This is a genomic window from Rahnella sp. R3(2024), from assembly GCF_042920125.1.
In the GTDB taxonomy this organism is placed as follows: domain Bacteria; phylum Pseudomonadota; class Gammaproteobacteria; order Enterobacterales; family Enterobacteriaceae; genus Rahnella; species Rahnella rivi.
This window is the reverse complement of the sequence record NZ_JBHGBU010000001.1, coordinates 1,033,250-1,048,620: the sequence shown is the minus strand read 5'-3', so window position 1 is coordinate 1,048,620 and position 15,371 is coordinate 1,033,250. Positions and strand designations below refer to the sequence as shown.

Here is a 15,371-nt window from a genome sequence, read left to right as displayed (position 1 = left end):
TATTTTTGACGATGTCATTTTTTCAAGGTTTTAGTCCCTGTTGCGAGGTTACACTTCCGGCGTGCATGAGGACGTATGCACGTGGTCGTTGACGTGTGTCAACGGATTGATATACTACAGCAACAGGAGGCCAATGAAGGCACACCCTAATAAACATATTCACGCGGCCATTGAATATGCGATATCTAAAGGCTGGCATTTTGTCGCTGGCGGCGGCAGTTCTCACTGCTTTGGTCGGATCCGGTGCGGAATTTCTGCTCATCGTGAACATATGATGAGCATCTGGTCCACTCCCCGTAATCCGGAAAACCATGCTGCACAAATTATCAGGAAAGTAGATCATTGCTTGATTGATGAGACATAACACCAGGGCGGGAAACCGCCTTTTTGTCATACCTGAATAAGGAGGTTCTTTGCCACTTTATAACTTCACGCTGACACTTTCCGGGGTGACGTCGGATACGGAAAATCTCGAAGATGCGCTTTTTGCGAGCGGTTGCGACGATGCTCTGATCGCTTTTTATGGCACCTCGGTATATCTGGAATTTGACCGGGACAGTGCTTCTTTCGCCAGCGCAATCATGACCGCGATCCGTGACATTGAATCAGCGGGTCTGAATGCCCGCGTTGAGTCGGTCGATTCGGCATTAGTCGGACTCAGCGATATTGCCGGGCTGGCCGGTCTGACCCGGCAATCGGTCGCGTTATTGAAAGATGGCGCAAGAGGGCCGCGTAATTTCCCGAATCCTGTCCAGCGGCTCAAAGGTAATTCCCCACTCTGGCGCTGGAAGGATGTGGCGGACTGGATGGTGAGGCAAGGGCGGCTGACAACGGACGATGCGATGGTTGAAAACGCGGCAATACTGGAAAACATTAATCTGGCACTGCAATTGCGCTCTGTTCCTGAGCCCCAACAGGTCAGTCAGTTTGCGCACCTTCTTAAGCACCAGGAAGACATCACCACGTTTTCCTTTTGACCTACAACACTTCGGCATTCAGTGCGGCATTGATTGCAGCCGCCACGCCGGTCGGGTTTTCCCACATCATGGAATGACCGGCCTGCGGGACGATCGCGGTATGAATGCCGTGCTGCGGCAGCACGGCGACATCCGGCTCCGGGAGTGAAAACTCACCAAACAGTACGGTTGCCGGCATGCTTAGCTGGTAAAGCTGTTCGCGCCACGACACTGCTTCGCCTTCCACCAGCCCGACGGCCTGACGGTGAATCGCTCTGGGTGAGGCAATCCCCATACAGCCCGCCCAGATGTGATTATTGCCGCGAACCGCGACGTCAATCAGACGCGCGTGCCCGCTGCGCAGATACTCTTCTTCCGTATATTCAGCGACCGAACGGCTAAACACGCCGCCTCCCGCATCCAGATTGGGTTCGGCGACGATCAGCCGCTGAATAAGATCTGGCCGCTGCACCGCCACCATAATCGCAATGCTGCCGCCCATGCTGTGGCCGATCAAATTCACCTGCGGTACGCCAAGGCTTTCCAGCCAGGCAATGACGCAATCAGCGTGGGATTGCAGGCTGTAACTGAAATCATCAGGTTTATCGCTGTAGCCTGAACCGGCAAAATCAAGCAGGAGAGAGCGGCGTGGTCGCAGTGAGGCATCGGTCGCCACGCGGGGAAAGTCGCAGGAAGCCGCACACCCCAGGCCGTGTAAAAACACCAGCGGCACGCCCAGCCCTGACAATTCGTGGAAACGCAGATAAAAGTCCGCACCGGGTACTTTGAAAGATTTCATCTCAATCCTTTCTTAACGGCATAAGTGCAATCTGCGGATTATAAGCAGGATTTTTCTCAATGACTGTATAAAAAACGAGTGATCGGACGGGCTGTCATTCCAGACATTATTTTTAAGAAGTAATTTGGCTTAATACATTCGACTTGTGAGTATTTTTGGCAAGCCCTTCCCACCGGGCGGGCAAGTGATAGCATGGCGCTCTTACTCATTTTAGGGATTTTTCTGATGGTCAGGTTAGGAGGTTGTGTAGCGGTGATGTTGGCGCTGGCGTCATTTTCTGCATCGGCTGTTACGCAGTATCAATGTGTTTTAACGCATCATACCCAGGCAGAAGATGGCAGCGATGTGTCGGAAGTCGTCAATAAAAATGCAGCAGTTTATGATGCGGGCAATACGTTCAGTTTTTCGCCGGACGGCAGCAAGCTTATCACCAGCCCGGAACTGACCGATATTATCGGTAAGGATAATCAGCCGATGAAAGCGGGCGCTCAGGATAACCTGATGTATATCCACACAAAAGACAGCTTTGTGGTGGCGACACAAACCGAGGGTTACGTTTACGGCGATTGTAAGCTTAACACCGCCCGCTGACGGATGGCCTGTTTCGAGCCCTTGCCTTGTGTTAACTCGAAGTCGTCAGGCCATCATCGCGCAATATCCTTTTCGTTAATAAATAGAAACACTCCTGCTACTTCATTAGCACACTTCTTATAGTCGCCTGTTTCTCTACGGGCTATCCTTGCGCACTTTTCCAGACCCCACTCTTTTTTATTTCGCCCGCTTTAAGAAGCAGACAATAAAGGTATTTGCCCGCTTATGGCCTTACTTAACGACGAAATTCGCGACCACACCGCCGAGTCCGTCCTTTTCGTCCGCCGCGCCGTGATTGCTTTTATGGTCGTGTTTCTGTTGTCCGCCGTTCTGGTGCTGAATCTGTATCATTTACAGGTGGAGATGCACGATTTTTACCAGACCCGATCGAATCAGAATGACATTAAAATGTTGCCGATCGCCCCAAGCCGCGGGCTTATCATGGATCGCAATGGCGTCATCCTGGCGCAAAATATCACGTTATATCAGTTGCAGATGATCCCCGGAAAAGTCCCGGATTTACAGGCCACGCTGAACGCGCTTAAGCCGATTGTCGATCTAACGCAGGACGATCTCGACAGCTTTCATGATGCGATGATCCACGGACGTCGCTTTGCACAAATCCCGCTAAAACTGGCGCTGACCGATATCGAAGTCGCCCGCTTCTCCGTCAACCAGTTCAAATTTCCCGGCGTCTCGATCAGTACCTATCAGCAGCGCCGCTATCCGTATGGCGCCGAACTGGCACACGTGGTCGGGTATGTGTCGAAAATTAATGATAAAGATGAAAAACGTCTCGACGCTGAAGGCTTGTCAGAAAACTACGCCGCAGATCATGATATTGGTAAGCAGGGCGTTGAAAAGTATTACGAAAATATTTTGCATGGCCGTACCGGTTATCAGGAAGTGGAAGTGGATAACCACGGGCATGTGGTGCGTTTGCTGAAAGAAGTGCCGCCACAGGCCGGGCAAAATATCTACCTGACCTTAGATCTCGGCTTGCAGCAATACATCGAGAAAGTGCTCAAAGGCCAGCGGGCGGCGGTGGTGGTAATGGATCCCCGTGACGGCGGGATCAAGGCGATGGTATCCAGCCCGAGTTACGATCCGAATCCGTTCGTGAACGGCATCTCCAGCAAGCAATACAGTGCGCTGCTGAAAAACCCGGATCTGCCGCTGATTAACCGCGTGACCCAGGGGCTTTATCCACCGGCCTCGACGGTAAAACCTTTCATGGCGACGTCGGCGTTGTTTGAAGGCGTGATCACCCCGCAGACCACCTTCTTCGGTGCGCCGACCTGGACGCTGCCGGGCACCCAGCGCCATTACCGTGACTGGCTGAAAACCGGCCACGGGATGCTCAACGTCACCAAAGCTATCGAGGAATCTGCGGATACCTTCTTCTATCAGGTGGCGTTTGAAATGGGCATCGACCGCATTCATACCTGGCTGAGTAAATTCGGTTACGGTAAATCCACCGGCATCGATCTGGATGAGCAGTACAACGGCGTGTTGCCAAGCCGTGAATGGAAGTTGAAGGTGCACAAGAAGGGCTGGTATCAGGGCGATACGGTTTCTGTGGGCATCGGGCAGGGCTACTGGGTGGCGACGCCTATTCAGATGGTGCGTGCATTGAGTGCGCTGGTGAATAACGGCAAGCTGGAGACGCCGCATCTGCTGTACTCGTCAAAAAGTGGCAAAGTGATTACGCCGTATAAGATGCCGCCGACGCAGCAAATTGCCGATCCGAAATCTCCGATCTGGGGGATCGTCAAAAACGGTATGTTCGGCATGGCGAATCTGCCAAACGGCACCGGCTACAAACTTTTCCATACGGCGCCTTATCAGATAGCGGCGAAATCCGGGACATCTCAGGTGTTCAGCCTGCGTGAGAACCAGACTTATAACGCCAAAATGACGCCGGTACGGTTGCGTGATCATATCTTCTACACCGCTTTTGCTCCGTACAAACATCCGTCCGTGGTGATGGCGCTGATCCTTGAAAACGGCGGCGGCGATGGCGTGATTGCCGGGCCGACGGCGCGTGCGATTCTGGATCATATCTTTATCCCGCAGCAGGCCACCCAGTGCGATCCGGCGAAAGCCGATAATCCGATAGACTGCGAACAGCCGGTGCCGGTTCCAAATTCGCTCGGTTTTAGTGAGCATTAATTGGATATTGCGTGTTATTTCTTACCCCATTTGCCCGCTGGTAGTACCAAACGGCAGTTCACTCGGCACCTTGTGCCTGATTGACGTCAAGCCGCGCGATATGGACGCCGATGAGCGTCAGTTGCTGCGCGATTTAGCCAGAATGGCCGAGCAGGAAATCGGGGCGTTGCAAATGGCGACCATGGATGAACTGACGCTGGTGGCTAATCGTCGTGGTTTCGAAGTGCAAGCGCAGCAAACGCTGAATGCCTGTCAGCGTTTGGGATTACCCGCCACGATGCTCTTCTTCGATTTGAATGATTTTAAAGAGATTAACGATAAATTCGGGCACGCCGAAGGTGACCGCGCGCTGACCGTTTTCGCCGGCATTCTCAGCGGATTATTGCGCGAAACGGACGTGGTGGGGCGGCTCGGCGGGGATGAGTTTGTCGCGCTGCTCACCAACGTCAGCCATCTCGAAGCCACTGAAATCATGCAGCGCCTGCACGAAGCCGTGGTCGGATGGAATCTTCAGGAACAGCGCGGATACAACATTAAATTCAGCGTCGGGCAGATCGAATATAACCCGCATAAACATGACTCCGTTCACAGCCTGCTGGCGGACTCCGATCAGGCGATGTACAGCCATAAACAACTGAACAAGCGGGCTGCTTTCAATCATTAATGCGTCTGTGTCATAAAATGACGACAAACCGGTAAAGGCCTGTCGTCATTTAACGACATTTATACTGCTGTTTTTAAAGTGATTTAATTATCAGGCAGGTTTTTGTTGGGCAATGGCGACACTGTGACTGTTTTTTCAACGGCTTATTCGGGCTTTGCCCCGCGTAAATCACGTGCTGAAAAAATAAAACGTAGCCTATTCAATGCTATAAAAATGTTATTTTAATGTTGGCATGCATTGTGCTAGTATCCTGTCAGTTGCTCATTCACCTGATTATGATTGGCTCACGCGAAAGCGTTGATATGCTCATAATGCCCGAATGACGCCAAAGAAACGGTGCCTATCGTTCACCAGACCGATAATCGTTGCGCAAGCACGTTATCAAGCATCGAACGACACGTTGAGTGAGGCACCACCTCTTCCGGTTTGCTGAACGCCTGCAAAAGGCGTTCAGCAATACCTCCCTCTGAAAACGTCCTGTTTCACCCCTTTCGCGCTAAACCCCTGTTGCTTTGCTGTCGCACTGGCTGTTCAAACCGTTGTCAGCTAGCATGACGTCATCTGTTGAAAATGAGATGAATGCGTTGAAAAGAGGACGTTTATTCCCCGGCTCGTTACGTCAGCTGGTATTGATGGCTTTCCTGCTGGTGCTGCTGCCTTTACTGGTGCTGGCCTATCAGGCCTATGACAGCCTCGATCAGCTCAGCCGTCAGGCAGCGCGCATTAACCGCACCACGCTGAGCGACGCCCGCCGCAGCGAAGCGATGTCCAGCATCGCGCTGGAGATGGAGCGCAGTTACCGTCAGTATTGCGTCCTCGACGATCCCACTCTTTCCCGCCTTTATCAGAATCAACATAAACAATATTCCCAGATGCTGGATGCCCATGCTTCGGTGCTGCCGGATTTACGTTATTACCAGACGCTGCGCACGTTACTGACCCAGCTCACTACGCTGACCTGCCACAATAACGCCCCGGATGCTGACTCTTCTGCACGCCTGGAAAACTTCTCCCGCACGAATGCCGAAATGGTTCAGGCCACCCGTGAAGTGGTCTTTTCACGCGGCCAGCAGTTGCAGCGAGCTATCGCCGAACGTGGCCAGTTTTTCGGCTGGCAGGCGCTGGTTCTTTTCCTGCTTAGTGGTGCGCTGGTGCTGCTGTTTACCCGCATGATCATCGGTCCGGTTAAGGGCGTTGAGCGCATGATCAACCGGCTGGGCGAGGGGCGAAATCTGGGGGATGTCACACGCTTCAAAGGCCCGCGGGAAATCCGGTCACTGGTACAACGCATCGTCTGGCTGAGCGAGCGTCTGGCCTGGCTGGAATCGCAGCGTCATGAATTCCTCCGCCATATTTCTCATGAGCTGAAAACGCCCCTCGCCAGTATGCGCGAAGGCACCGAACTGCTGGCCGATGAAGTCGCCGGGCCTTTAACGCCGGATCAAAAAGAAGTGGTGGCGATCCTCAATAACAGCAGCCGCCATTTGCAAACGCTGATCGAACAACTGCTCGATTACAACCGTAAACTGGCCGATGCACCGACGCTCAGCGTGGCGGTTGATCTTAATGCGCTGGTGGCCGACGTGGTCGCGGCGAACTCTCTTCCTGCGCGTGCGAAGAAAATTCGCAGCGAAGTCCACATCGATGCGCCACAGTGTCTGGCTGAGCCGACGTTGCTGCGTCGCGTGCTGGATAATCTCTACTCCAATGCGGTGCACTACGGGGCTGAATCCGGTACTATTTGGGTCCGCAGCAGGCCGGGAGAAGGGCGGGTGATTATCGAAGTGGCGAACTCCGGCGCGCCGATCCCCGATGCCGAACGTGCGATGATTTTTGAACCTTTTTATCAGGGTAGCCAGCAGAGAAAAGGGGCTGTAAAAGGCAGCGGTCTGGGATTAAGCATTGCTCAGGACTGTATTCGCCGCATGCATGGAGAGCTGCAACTGGTTGCCGTTGAGGATGCGGACGTTTGTTTCCGTATCGAATTGCCCCTGACGGCTGAGAAGAATTAATAATGATGATATTTGCTGGCTGGTGCGCCCTATGAGCGCATTAACCTCACTGTTGAAATGTGCCGCTGCGCGCGTGCGCAGCGTGCTGAGCCGCCGGATATTTTTACTCGGCGCGCCGCTGGTGCTGATGGGCTGTGTGCCGCACACCGCCGATAACCGCTATTATCAGCAAGTCTCCGATCAGATCGTTCCGGAGAGTAAAGTCACCGATTTTCGTATTGCGCCCTGTGAAACCCTGTGGGCGCTGGACGATGACGATGCGCTGACCAATTCCCTTTACTGGCTGCGTGCGATGGATTGTGCCGATCGCATGAATGATGCGCAGGCGCGTTTTCAGGCGCAGCAGATCCCCGCCACCCGCTGGGATCAGGTCTTCAAACAAAGCATTCTGTTATCCGGTGCCGATCCGGATCAAACCCAGCGCCGCGCGTTATTAAATAAAGTCAGCCAGTATCGCGGGCAGATGCCCGGCTCGATCCGTCCGCTGGTGCAGTTGTGGCGTGAGCGCCAGAATCTGCAGGTGACGCTGGGGGATGAAAAAGCCCGCAACCTTCGCCAGCAGGCGGTCGGCCAGGAAAAACTTCAGGCGATGACCGCTCAGCAACAGGTGCTGGAAGACAGCCTGGCGGATACGCGCCGTAAACTGGAGAACCTGACCGATATCGAACGTCAGCTCTCCTCGCGCAAACAAATTCAGGGTGATTTACCGGATAACGATCCGGCCACACCGGCAAAATCTAACGCTGACTCCTCTGTCAAACCGGCTGAAACCTACACGCCGCCAAAAGGGCTGAACGCAAAATGACGCTACGCAAAGCCGCCAGTTTATTGCTGGTTGATGACGATCCCAGCCTGTTAAAACTGCTGGGGATGCGCCTGACCAGCGAAGGTTTTCGTGTCACCACCGCGGAAAGCGGAGCTGAGGCGCTGCGCGTCCTGCACCGCGAACGTATTGACCTGGTGCTGAGCGATTTACGCATGGATGAAATGGACGGCATGGCGCTGTTCGCCGAGATCCAAAAATTTCAGCCTGGCATGCCGGTGATCATTCTCACCGCGCACGGCTCGATCCCCGATGCGGTCGCCGCCACCCAGCAGGGCGTCTTTGGATTCCTGACCAAGCCGGTTGACCGCGATGCGTTGTATAAAGCCATTGATGAAGCACTGGCGCAGTCCAGCCCGTCGGTTGACGAAAGCTGGCGTGAGGCAATCGTCACACGCAGCCCGATCATGCTGCGTCTGCTCGAGCAGGCCAATATGGTCGCGCAGTCTGACGTCAGTGTGCTGATCAACGGCCAGAGCGGCACCGGTAAAGAAGTGCTGGCGCAGGCTATCCACGGGGCCAGCCCGCGCGGTAAGAAAGCCTTTATTGCCATAAACTGTGGCGCACTGCCGGAGCAGTTGCTGGAATCAGAACTGTTTGGTCATGCCAAAGGGGCCTTTACCGGCGCGGTGAGCAGCCGTGAAGGGTTATTCCAGGCCGCCACCGGCGGGACATTATTTCTCGATGAAATCGGCGACATGCCGTTGTCATTGCAGGTGAAATTGCTGCGCGTGTTGCAGGAACGCAAGGTGCGCCCGCTGGGCAGCAATCACGATATTGACGTGGATGTGCGGATCATTTCCGCCACGCACCGGGATTTGCCGAAAGCGATGGAGAAGGGCGAGTTTCGCGAAGACTTGTTCTACCGGCTGAACGTCGTGGGGTTGAAATTACCGACGCTGAGTGAAAGGGCGGAGGATATCCCGCTGCTCGCCAACCATTTGCTGCGCATTTCTGCACTGCGGCACAAACCTTTTGTGCGCAGTTTTTCCACCGATGCGCTGAAAGGCCTGATGGCGGCCAGCTGGCCGGGCAATGTGCGTCAGCTGGTCAACGTGATCGAACAATGCGTGGCGCTGACCTCGGCGCCGGTGATCAGCGAAGCGCTGGTCCGGCAGGCGCTGGAAGGTGAAAACACCGCGCTGCCCACCTTTGCGGATGCGCGTAACCAGTTCGAACTGAATTATCTGCGTAAGCTTTTGCAAATCACGAAAGGCAACGTCACTCAGGCGGCACGCATTGCCGGACGTAACCGCACCGAGTTTTATAAGTTGCTGTCCCGCCACGAGCTGGAAGCCACCGATTTTAAAGAGTAACGGGAATTTACTTTCAGAGGCTTGAGGTACATTCCTGCCGCTGAACTATGATACCTTTAGCGCCTTCGCGTGCCGCGCGCACCCGAAGCCAGACTGTGAACCATGCTGCCGCTCAGGAAGGCGGAGAGCAAACGAATGATTATAAGGGTCCGCCATGAAAAAGATTGATGCGATTATCAAGCCATTCAAACTCGACGACGTCCGTGAAGCGCTGGCAGAAGTCGGGATTACCGGGATGACCGTGACCGAAGTGAAAGGGTTTGGCCGTCAGAAAGGTCACACCGAGCTGTACCGTGGTGCGGAATACATGGTCGATTTCCTGCCAAAAGTAAAAATAGAAATTGTCGTGGCGGATGACATCGTGGATACCTGCGTGGAAACCATCATGACCACTGCGCAGACCGGTAAAATCGGCGACGGTAAAATCTTTGTGTTCGACGTGGCGCGCGTCGTGCGTATCCGTACCGGCGAGCAGGACGAAGAAGCCATTTAATTCCCGGTTGCGGCGAAAAACGAAAAGGCTGATATCTCATCAGCCTTTTTGCATTTCTGGTCTGTCTGCTTTAAATCACTTTATGCGGGCCGAAGCATTCGTAATGAATGTTGGCTTCACGGATGTTCATCGCCAGCAGCTGTTTCGCCGCAAACTGCATAAAACCGACCGGGCCGCACAGGTAGAAATGCATCGCCGGAGCGCTCAGCTGTGTACTGACGCTGCTCAGATTCATCAGCCCTTCATACTGATAATCCTCACCCGGTAAATCATTCGCCTGTGGCTGGTTATACCAGACATGGCTTTCCAGCTGCGGCAGGTTTTTCTGTGCGCCTTTTACCTCTGAGGCAAACGCATGTACCGCACCGTTTTCAGCCGCGTGCAGCCACTGCACCGGCGCGTGATGTCCGCGCGCTGCCAGCGTGTTGAGCATGCCTAACATCGGCGTCTGACCGACACCGGCAGAAATCAGCGCAACCGGCGTGGTATCGCTGATATCCATAAAGAAATCGCCGTGCGGGGCCGCCAGATGGATGATGTCGCCCGGCAGCGCAAAATTATGCAGGAAGTTAGACACGGCGCCTTCCCCTTCGCGTTTCACCGCAATCCGGTAGGTTTTGCCGTTCGGTGCCTGCGTCAGGGAATACTGACGGATTTCCTGATTTTCCAGTGACGCGTCGCGGATATACACCGCCAGATACTGCCCCGGCTGAAAGTCAGCGACCGGTTTGCCATCGACAGGTTCGAGCAGGAAGGACGTGATCAGTTCGCTCTGCGGCTGTTTTTCGGCGATGCGGAATTCACGCGTGCCACGCCAGCCACCGGTTTTTTCTGCGCTGTCCTGATAAATCTCCGCTTCACGGTTGATAAACACGTTCGCCAGTACGCCATAGGCTTTGCCCCAGGCATCCAGCACTTCCTGACCCGGACTGAACATTTCATCCAGCGTTGCCAGCAGGTGTGCGCCGACAATGTTGTATTGCTCAGGCTGAATGGTGAAACTGGTGTGTTTTTGCGCGATGCGTTCCACCGCGGGCAGCAGCGCCGCCAGATTCTCGATATTGGCTGCGTAAGCGCAGATGGCATCAAACAGCGCCTGACGCTGATCGCCGTTGCGCTGGTTGCTCATATTGAAGATGTCTTTGAGTTCGGGATTGTGTTCGAACATGCGGTCGTAGAAGTGTGCGGTCAGTTTCGGGCCGGTTGCCGCCAGTAATGGAATAGTGGATTTAACGGTCGCGATAGTGGCTGAATCAAGCATAGTGAACTCCGTGTCTTCGTCGATTTCATTAAACATGCATTTTAAATGCATCTTATATAAACCCACAATTTTTGTAAACACCCACTAAAGGGGTAAGGGCTTTACGTCAGGTGCCCAGGTCACAAAGCTGAAATATAGACATGTTCAGATGAATATTTATCCCTTGATTCCGGGCAGGGGTTCTTAGATCAAAGCCTTGCTGTATCTGGAGCCAATCGTTTGCCTAAAAACCTTAAACTGACCCTATCCGAAGGCCGCTTAAACATTTACACTGTGGCGCAGAACCCCGAGGGGCGTTTATTTTTAGTTTGTTGAGTCAGGAGATGCGGATGTTAAAGCGTGAAATGAACATTGCCGATTATGATGCTGAGCTGTGGGCAGCAATGGAAAAAGAAGTTGTTCGTCAGGAAGAACATATCGAGCTGATTGCGTCAGAAAACTACACCAGCCCGCGTGTCATGCAGGCTCAGGGTTCGCAACTGACCAACAAATATGCCGAAGGCTACCCGGGCAAACGTTATTACGGTGGTTGTGAGTACGTCGACATCGTTGAACAACTGGCTATCGACCGTGCAAAAGAATTGTTCGGTGCAGATTTCGCCAACGTTCAGCCACATTCCGGCTCACAGGCAAACTTCGCGGTGTATACCGCACTGCTGCAACCAGGCGACACCATTCTGGGGATGAACCTCGGCCATGGTGGTCACCTGACTCACGGTTCACCGGTTAACCTGTCCGGCAAACTGTACAACGTGGTGCCTTACGGCATCGACGAAAGCGGCGACATCGACTATGACGACGTAAAACGTCAGGCCGAACTGCACAAACCAAAAATGATCATCGGCGGCTTCTCAGCTTTCTCCGGTATCGTTGACTGGGCAAAAATGCGTGAAATCGCAGACAGCGTGGGCGCATACTTCTTCGTTGATATGGCACACGTTGCCGGTCTGATTGCGGCGGGCGTTTACCCTAACCCGGTTCCACACGCGCACATCGTCACCACCACCACGCACAAAACGCTGGCTGGCCCACGCGGCGGTCTGATTCTGGCGAAAGGCGGCGACGAAGAGTTCTACAAAAAACTGAACTCCGCGGTATTCCCTGGTGGCCAGGGCGGCCCGCTGATGCACGTGATTGCCGGTAAAGCGGTCGCACTGAAAGAAGCGATGGAACCTGAGTTTAAAGTTTACCAGCAGCAAGTGGCTAAAAATGCCCAGGCGATGGTGGCTGTGGTTCTGGAACGCGGCTATAAAGTGGTGTCCGGCGGCACGCACAATCACCTGTTCCTGATGGATCTGGTTGAGAAAAACCTGACCGGTAAAGAAGCCGATGCTGCACTGGGTCGCGCTAACATCACCGTGAACAAAAACAGCGTACCTAACGATCCGAAGAGCCCGTTTGTGACTTCTGGCGTGCGTATCGGTACTCCGGCTATTACCCGTCGCGGCTTTAAAGAAGCTGAAGCGCGTGAACTGGCTGGCTGGATCTGTGACGTGCTGGACAACGTGAACGACGAAGCCACTATCGAACGCGTGAAAAACAAAGTCCTTGATATCTGCGCACGCTTCCCGGTTTACGCGTAATATTCGTGAAGCCGTAAAGCTGCTAAAACCCGCTCCGGCGGGTTTTTTTATACCTATGAATCAGAATTTGTGAGCTGGCAGACATTCTTTTGTGATGAAGAGGTTTGCGGATTGCTAGCGATTGTGAGCTCTGTCAAAGTATTGGCCTCACACCGGAGGATCTATGGAATTGCGTTCCACACGCTGGCTGGCACTCAGTTATTTCACCTATTTTTTCAGTTACGGTATTTTTCTTCCCTTCTGGGGGTTGTGGCTCAAGGGCGAGGGCATTTCATCCGAAAATATTGGCCTGCTGCTCGGCGCCGGGTTAGTGGCGCGATTCCTTGGCACGCTGATCATCTCCCCATCAATTAAAGATCCCTCTCATCTGGTCACCGGGCTGCGCATTCTGGCGCTGCTTACGCTGGCCTTCGCGGTTGGCTTCTGGTTTGGCAATGGCTGGGCGTGGCTGATGATCAACATCGCCGGTTTCAGTCTGTTCTTTGGCCCGCTGGTACCGCTGACCGATGCGATGGCGGGCACACTGCAACGTCAGATCAATATGGATTACGGCAAGGTACGCGTCTGGGGTTCCATTGCGTTTGTGATTGGTTCAGCGCTGACCGGCAAGCTGGTTGAAGTGTACGGGCATAACGCGATCCTCTACACACTGACCGCAGGTGTGGCGGCCATGCTGCTGGGAATGTTGCTGCGTCCGAGTGTGAAACCGGTGGGCGAACCGCGTCAAAGCGGTGCACCGACCATCTCCTGGAAAGCGTTGCTGGGCGAAAAGCCGGTGTGGCGCTTCCTGCTGTGCGTCACGCTGTTGCAGGGTGCACATGCGGCGTACTACGGTTTCAGCGCCATTTACTGGCAGGATGTCGGGTATTCTTCCACGACCATTGGTTATCTCTGGTCGCTGGGTGTGGTGGCGGAAGTGCTGGTCTTCACCTTCAGCAAACAGCTGTTCAGCCGCTGGTCGGCGCGTGATTTACTGCTGCTTTCCGCCGTCTGTGGCGTGGTGCGCTGGGCAATGATGGGGGCGTTCACCGCGCTGCCGTGGCTTATCGTGGTTCAGATCTTGCACTGCGGCACCTTCACGGTGTGTCATCTGGCGGGCATGCGCTTTATCGCGGCGCGTCCGCGTGATCAGGTCATTCGCCTGCAATCGGTGTATTCCGCACTGGCGATGGGGGGCGGCGTGGCGGTGATGACCATGGTGTCCGGCTTCCTGTTCGAACATCTCCACGCGGGCCTGTTCTGGGTGATGGCACTGCTGGCGGTACCGGCGATTTTCCTGCGTCCGCAGGTCGCGCCGTCAGCACCGGCAACGCGCTAAGGCGCCTCGAGCAGCGAGCGGATACGTTTTCGCTGCTCTTTCGCCAGTGGCAGTTGGGTGTGGATCACCAGCGGATCGGCATCGGTGCTGCGGGTGGCGTAGGGGGTGACAATCATCGCCACGCCGCTCGGCGCACCAAATTTGTAGAAATCCGTCAGCGTCTGATATTTGATGTTCAGCGGCAGCAGCGTTGCTTCACGGATTTGCTGCTCGACCGCTTCTTCCAGCTGCGGATTGTCGTGGGTCAGCAGCAGAATTTGTTTTTCCTGCAAGGCATTTCCCTGCATCAGCCATGCGCCGAACGTGATTGCCACCAGCCCGATTTCATCTTCGGAAAGCTGGATCAGATATTCGTGCTCAAAGCCTTCCAGCGCTTCGCGCGTTGTCCGCACCAGGCGCGGATACATGCGGTTCACTTCTTCCTGCATTAAATTGTCGATACCAATGCCGAAATGACAGCGTTCGATCGCCGGCCCGAGATGCGCGAACAGCTGACCGACCAGCCCTTCGTAGCTGCTGAATTTCATTCCGGCGACTTCCTGAAAACGTCCCACCAGACTTTCGATGTGCAGCAGTAAACGCTGATCTTCGGTAGAGCCTGAGCTCTGATAACTGTGGGTTTTCAACATCCGCAACATTAGCGTGAAAAATTCGCACTCACCGTCATCCAGCAGACCGTTACTCAGCGTTTGCAGCTGCATAAACAGCTCGCGCGCTGCCGTGTATTCGGCTTTCTCACGCAACCAGCGACGCTGTTGTTCGGTGAAACGCAGCCCGGAGGAGGGGGCGTTTTTCCATGCGCCGTTCTGCCATAAACAATATTGAAGGCAGATGCGCATCAGCTTGCCGTCGTGCTCGCTCAGCCCTTTTGGCAGCAGCGAGGAGCAGTCTTCAATCATCATTCCCAGAATGTCAGTCCTCAGCGCCGCCTTCGGGCAGGGCTGACTTTCGAAAGCAATGTGTAACCAGGGAAGAAAATAGCGGGGCACGAAATCGGGGGAAATACGTAATGTGCGGCGCAAACCGTGAAACAAACATAAGCGCTGGGCAAGCGTATCGCCTTCAATGCGGCACTCTTTTTCACTGTATTGCATGACATCCAGATGATGGATCCGCTGAATTTCGCAGGTCACTTCTGCCAGATCGTCCCAGGTGGTGCGCAGGTCAACACGGTTGATTTCACTGATGATTTCCAGTTGCACAGCCGTCAGCGGCGCGTACAGCATCAGCAACACGTGGCAGCGACGTTGCGAAGCGGAAAGCGCAGGAGTGGGTTGTGTTTCCAGAGTCATATCACCTTCTGTAATGGTGCCACATGAAATTATTAGTCAAGCATAGCAAACCGCCTGCCCGCGGCAGGGCATGGCTGGCGGGTTTTACTCC

General features: G+C 54.3%; 14 protein-coding genes. 11 read left to right on the top strand and 3 right to left on the bottom strand.

Going from position 1 to position 15,371, the window contains the following annotated elements; translation table 11 throughout:
* Positions 1-133 precede the first annotated feature (133 nt).
* Together ABSH60_RS04590 and ABSH60_RS04585 are read left to right on the top strand one after the other, a co-directional pair.
* A complete protein-coding gene (locus ABSH60_RS04590) occupies positions 134-364 on the top strand; it encodes a hypothetical protein (RefSeq protein WP_390972903.1) in 231 nt (76 codons plus the stop codon).
* A 49-nt stretch (positions 365-413) separates the two neighbouring features.
* The gene (locus tag ABSH60_RS04585; RefSeq protein ID WP_390972901.1) at positions 414-977 is read left to right on the top strand and encodes a helix-turn-helix transcriptional regulator; all 564 of its coding nucleotides are present in this window, start codon (positions 414-416) and stop codon (positions 975-977) included.
* 1 nt (position 978) lies between these two features.
* On the opposite strand, the gene ABSH60_RS04580 is transcribed toward ABSH60_RS04585, so the two are convergent.
* Positions 979-1,755 (bottom strand): alpha/beta fold hydrolase, encoded by a 777-nt coding sequence (locus ABSH60_RS04580; protein ID WP_390972899.1) that lies wholly within the window; start codon positions 1,753-1,755, stop codon positions 979-981.
* Positions 1,756-1,980: 225 nt separating this feature from the next.
* Between ABSH60_RS04580 and ABSH60_RS04575 the strand changes: the two genes are divergently transcribed.
* The 7 genes from ABSH60_RS04575 to glnB all read left to right on the top strand — a co-directional run bounded on the left by ABSH60_RS04575 (position 1,981) and on the right by glnB (position 9,826).
* Complete coding sequence (locus ABSH60_RS04575; protein WP_056781661.1) at positions 1,981-2,346, top strand: hypothetical protein; 366 nt, start codon at positions 1,981-1,983, stop codon at positions 2,344-2,346.
* A 225-nt stretch (positions 2,347-2,571) separates the two neighbouring features.
* Positions 2,572-4,518 (top strand): penicillin-binding protein 2, encoded by a 1,947-nt coding sequence (gene mrdA, locus ABSH60_RS04570; protein ID WP_390972897.1) that lies wholly within the window; start codon positions 2,572-2,574, stop codon positions 4,516-4,518.
* A gap of 7 nt (positions 4,519-4,525) precedes the next feature.
* Positions 4,526-5,182 (top strand): diguanylate cyclase domain-containing protein, encoded by a 657-nt coding sequence (locus tag ABSH60_RS04565; protein ID WP_390972895.1) that lies wholly within the window; start codon positions 4,526-4,528, stop codon positions 5,180-5,182.
* A 575-nt stretch (positions 5,183-5,757) separates the two neighbouring features.
* Positions 5,758-7,194, top strand: a complete 1,437-nt coding sequence (locus tag ABSH60_RS04560; protein WP_056781659.1) for a HAMP domain-containing sensor histidine kinase — start codon at positions 5,758-5,760, stop codon at positions 7,192-7,194.
* Positions 7,195-7,225: 31 nt separating this feature from the next.
* Positions 7,226-7,999, top strand: coding sequence for a two-component system QseEF-associated lipoprotein QseG (gene qseG / locus ABSH60_RS04555; protein ID WP_136375086.1), 774 nt, complete (start codon positions 7,226-7,228; stop codon positions 7,997-7,999).
* Complete coding sequence (gene glrR, locus ABSH60_RS04550; protein ID WP_122097407.1) at positions 7,996-9,333, top strand: two-component system response regulator GlrR; 1,338 nt, start codon at positions 7,996-7,998, stop codon at positions 9,331-9,333. The genes qseG and glrR overlap by 4 nt, the downstream gene beginning before the upstream one ends.
* 154 nt (positions 9,334-9,487) lie before the next feature.
* Entirely contained in the window at positions 9,488-9,826 is a 339-nt protein-coding gene (glnB, locus tag ABSH60_RS04545) for a nitrogen regulatory protein P-II (RefSeq protein WP_013574351.1), read from the top strand.
* A 70-nt stretch (positions 9,827-9,896) separates the two neighbouring features.
* Here the strand turns inward: glnB and hmpA are convergent, their stop codons facing one another.
* Positions 9,897-11,138, bottom strand: a complete 1,242-nt coding sequence (gene hmpA / locus ABSH60_RS04540; protein WP_390972892.1) for an NO-inducible flavohemoprotein — start codon at positions 11,136-11,138, stop codon at positions 9,897-9,899.
* 278 nt (positions 11,139-11,416) lie between these two features.
* On the opposite strand from hmpA, the gene glyA reads away from it, so the two are divergent.
* Together glyA and ABSH60_RS04530 are read left to right on the top strand one after the other, a co-directional pair.
* Complete coding sequence (glyA, locus tag ABSH60_RS04535) at positions 11,417-12,670, top strand: serine hydroxymethyltransferase (protein WP_056781325.1); 1,254 nt, start codon at positions 11,417-11,419, stop codon at positions 12,668-12,670.
* A 163-nt stretch (positions 12,671-12,833) separates the two neighbouring features.
* Positions 12,834-13,988 carry a 3-phenylpropionate MFS transporter gene (locus ABSH60_RS04530; protein WP_056781322.1) on the top strand — a complete coding sequence of 385 codons (1,155 nt, stop codon included), beginning with the start codon at positions 12,834-12,836 and terminating at the stop codon, positions 13,986-13,988.
* On the opposite strand, the gene csiE is transcribed toward ABSH60_RS04530, so the two are convergent.
* Positions 13,985-15,280 (bottom strand): stationary phase inducible protein CsiE, encoded by a 1,296-nt coding sequence (gene csiE, locus ABSH60_RS04525; RefSeq protein WP_056781317.1) that lies wholly within the window; start codon positions 15,278-15,280, stop codon positions 13,985-13,987. The genes ABSH60_RS04530 and csiE overlap by 4 nt on opposite strands.
* Between the last annotated feature and the right edge of the window lie 91 nt (positions 15,281-15,371).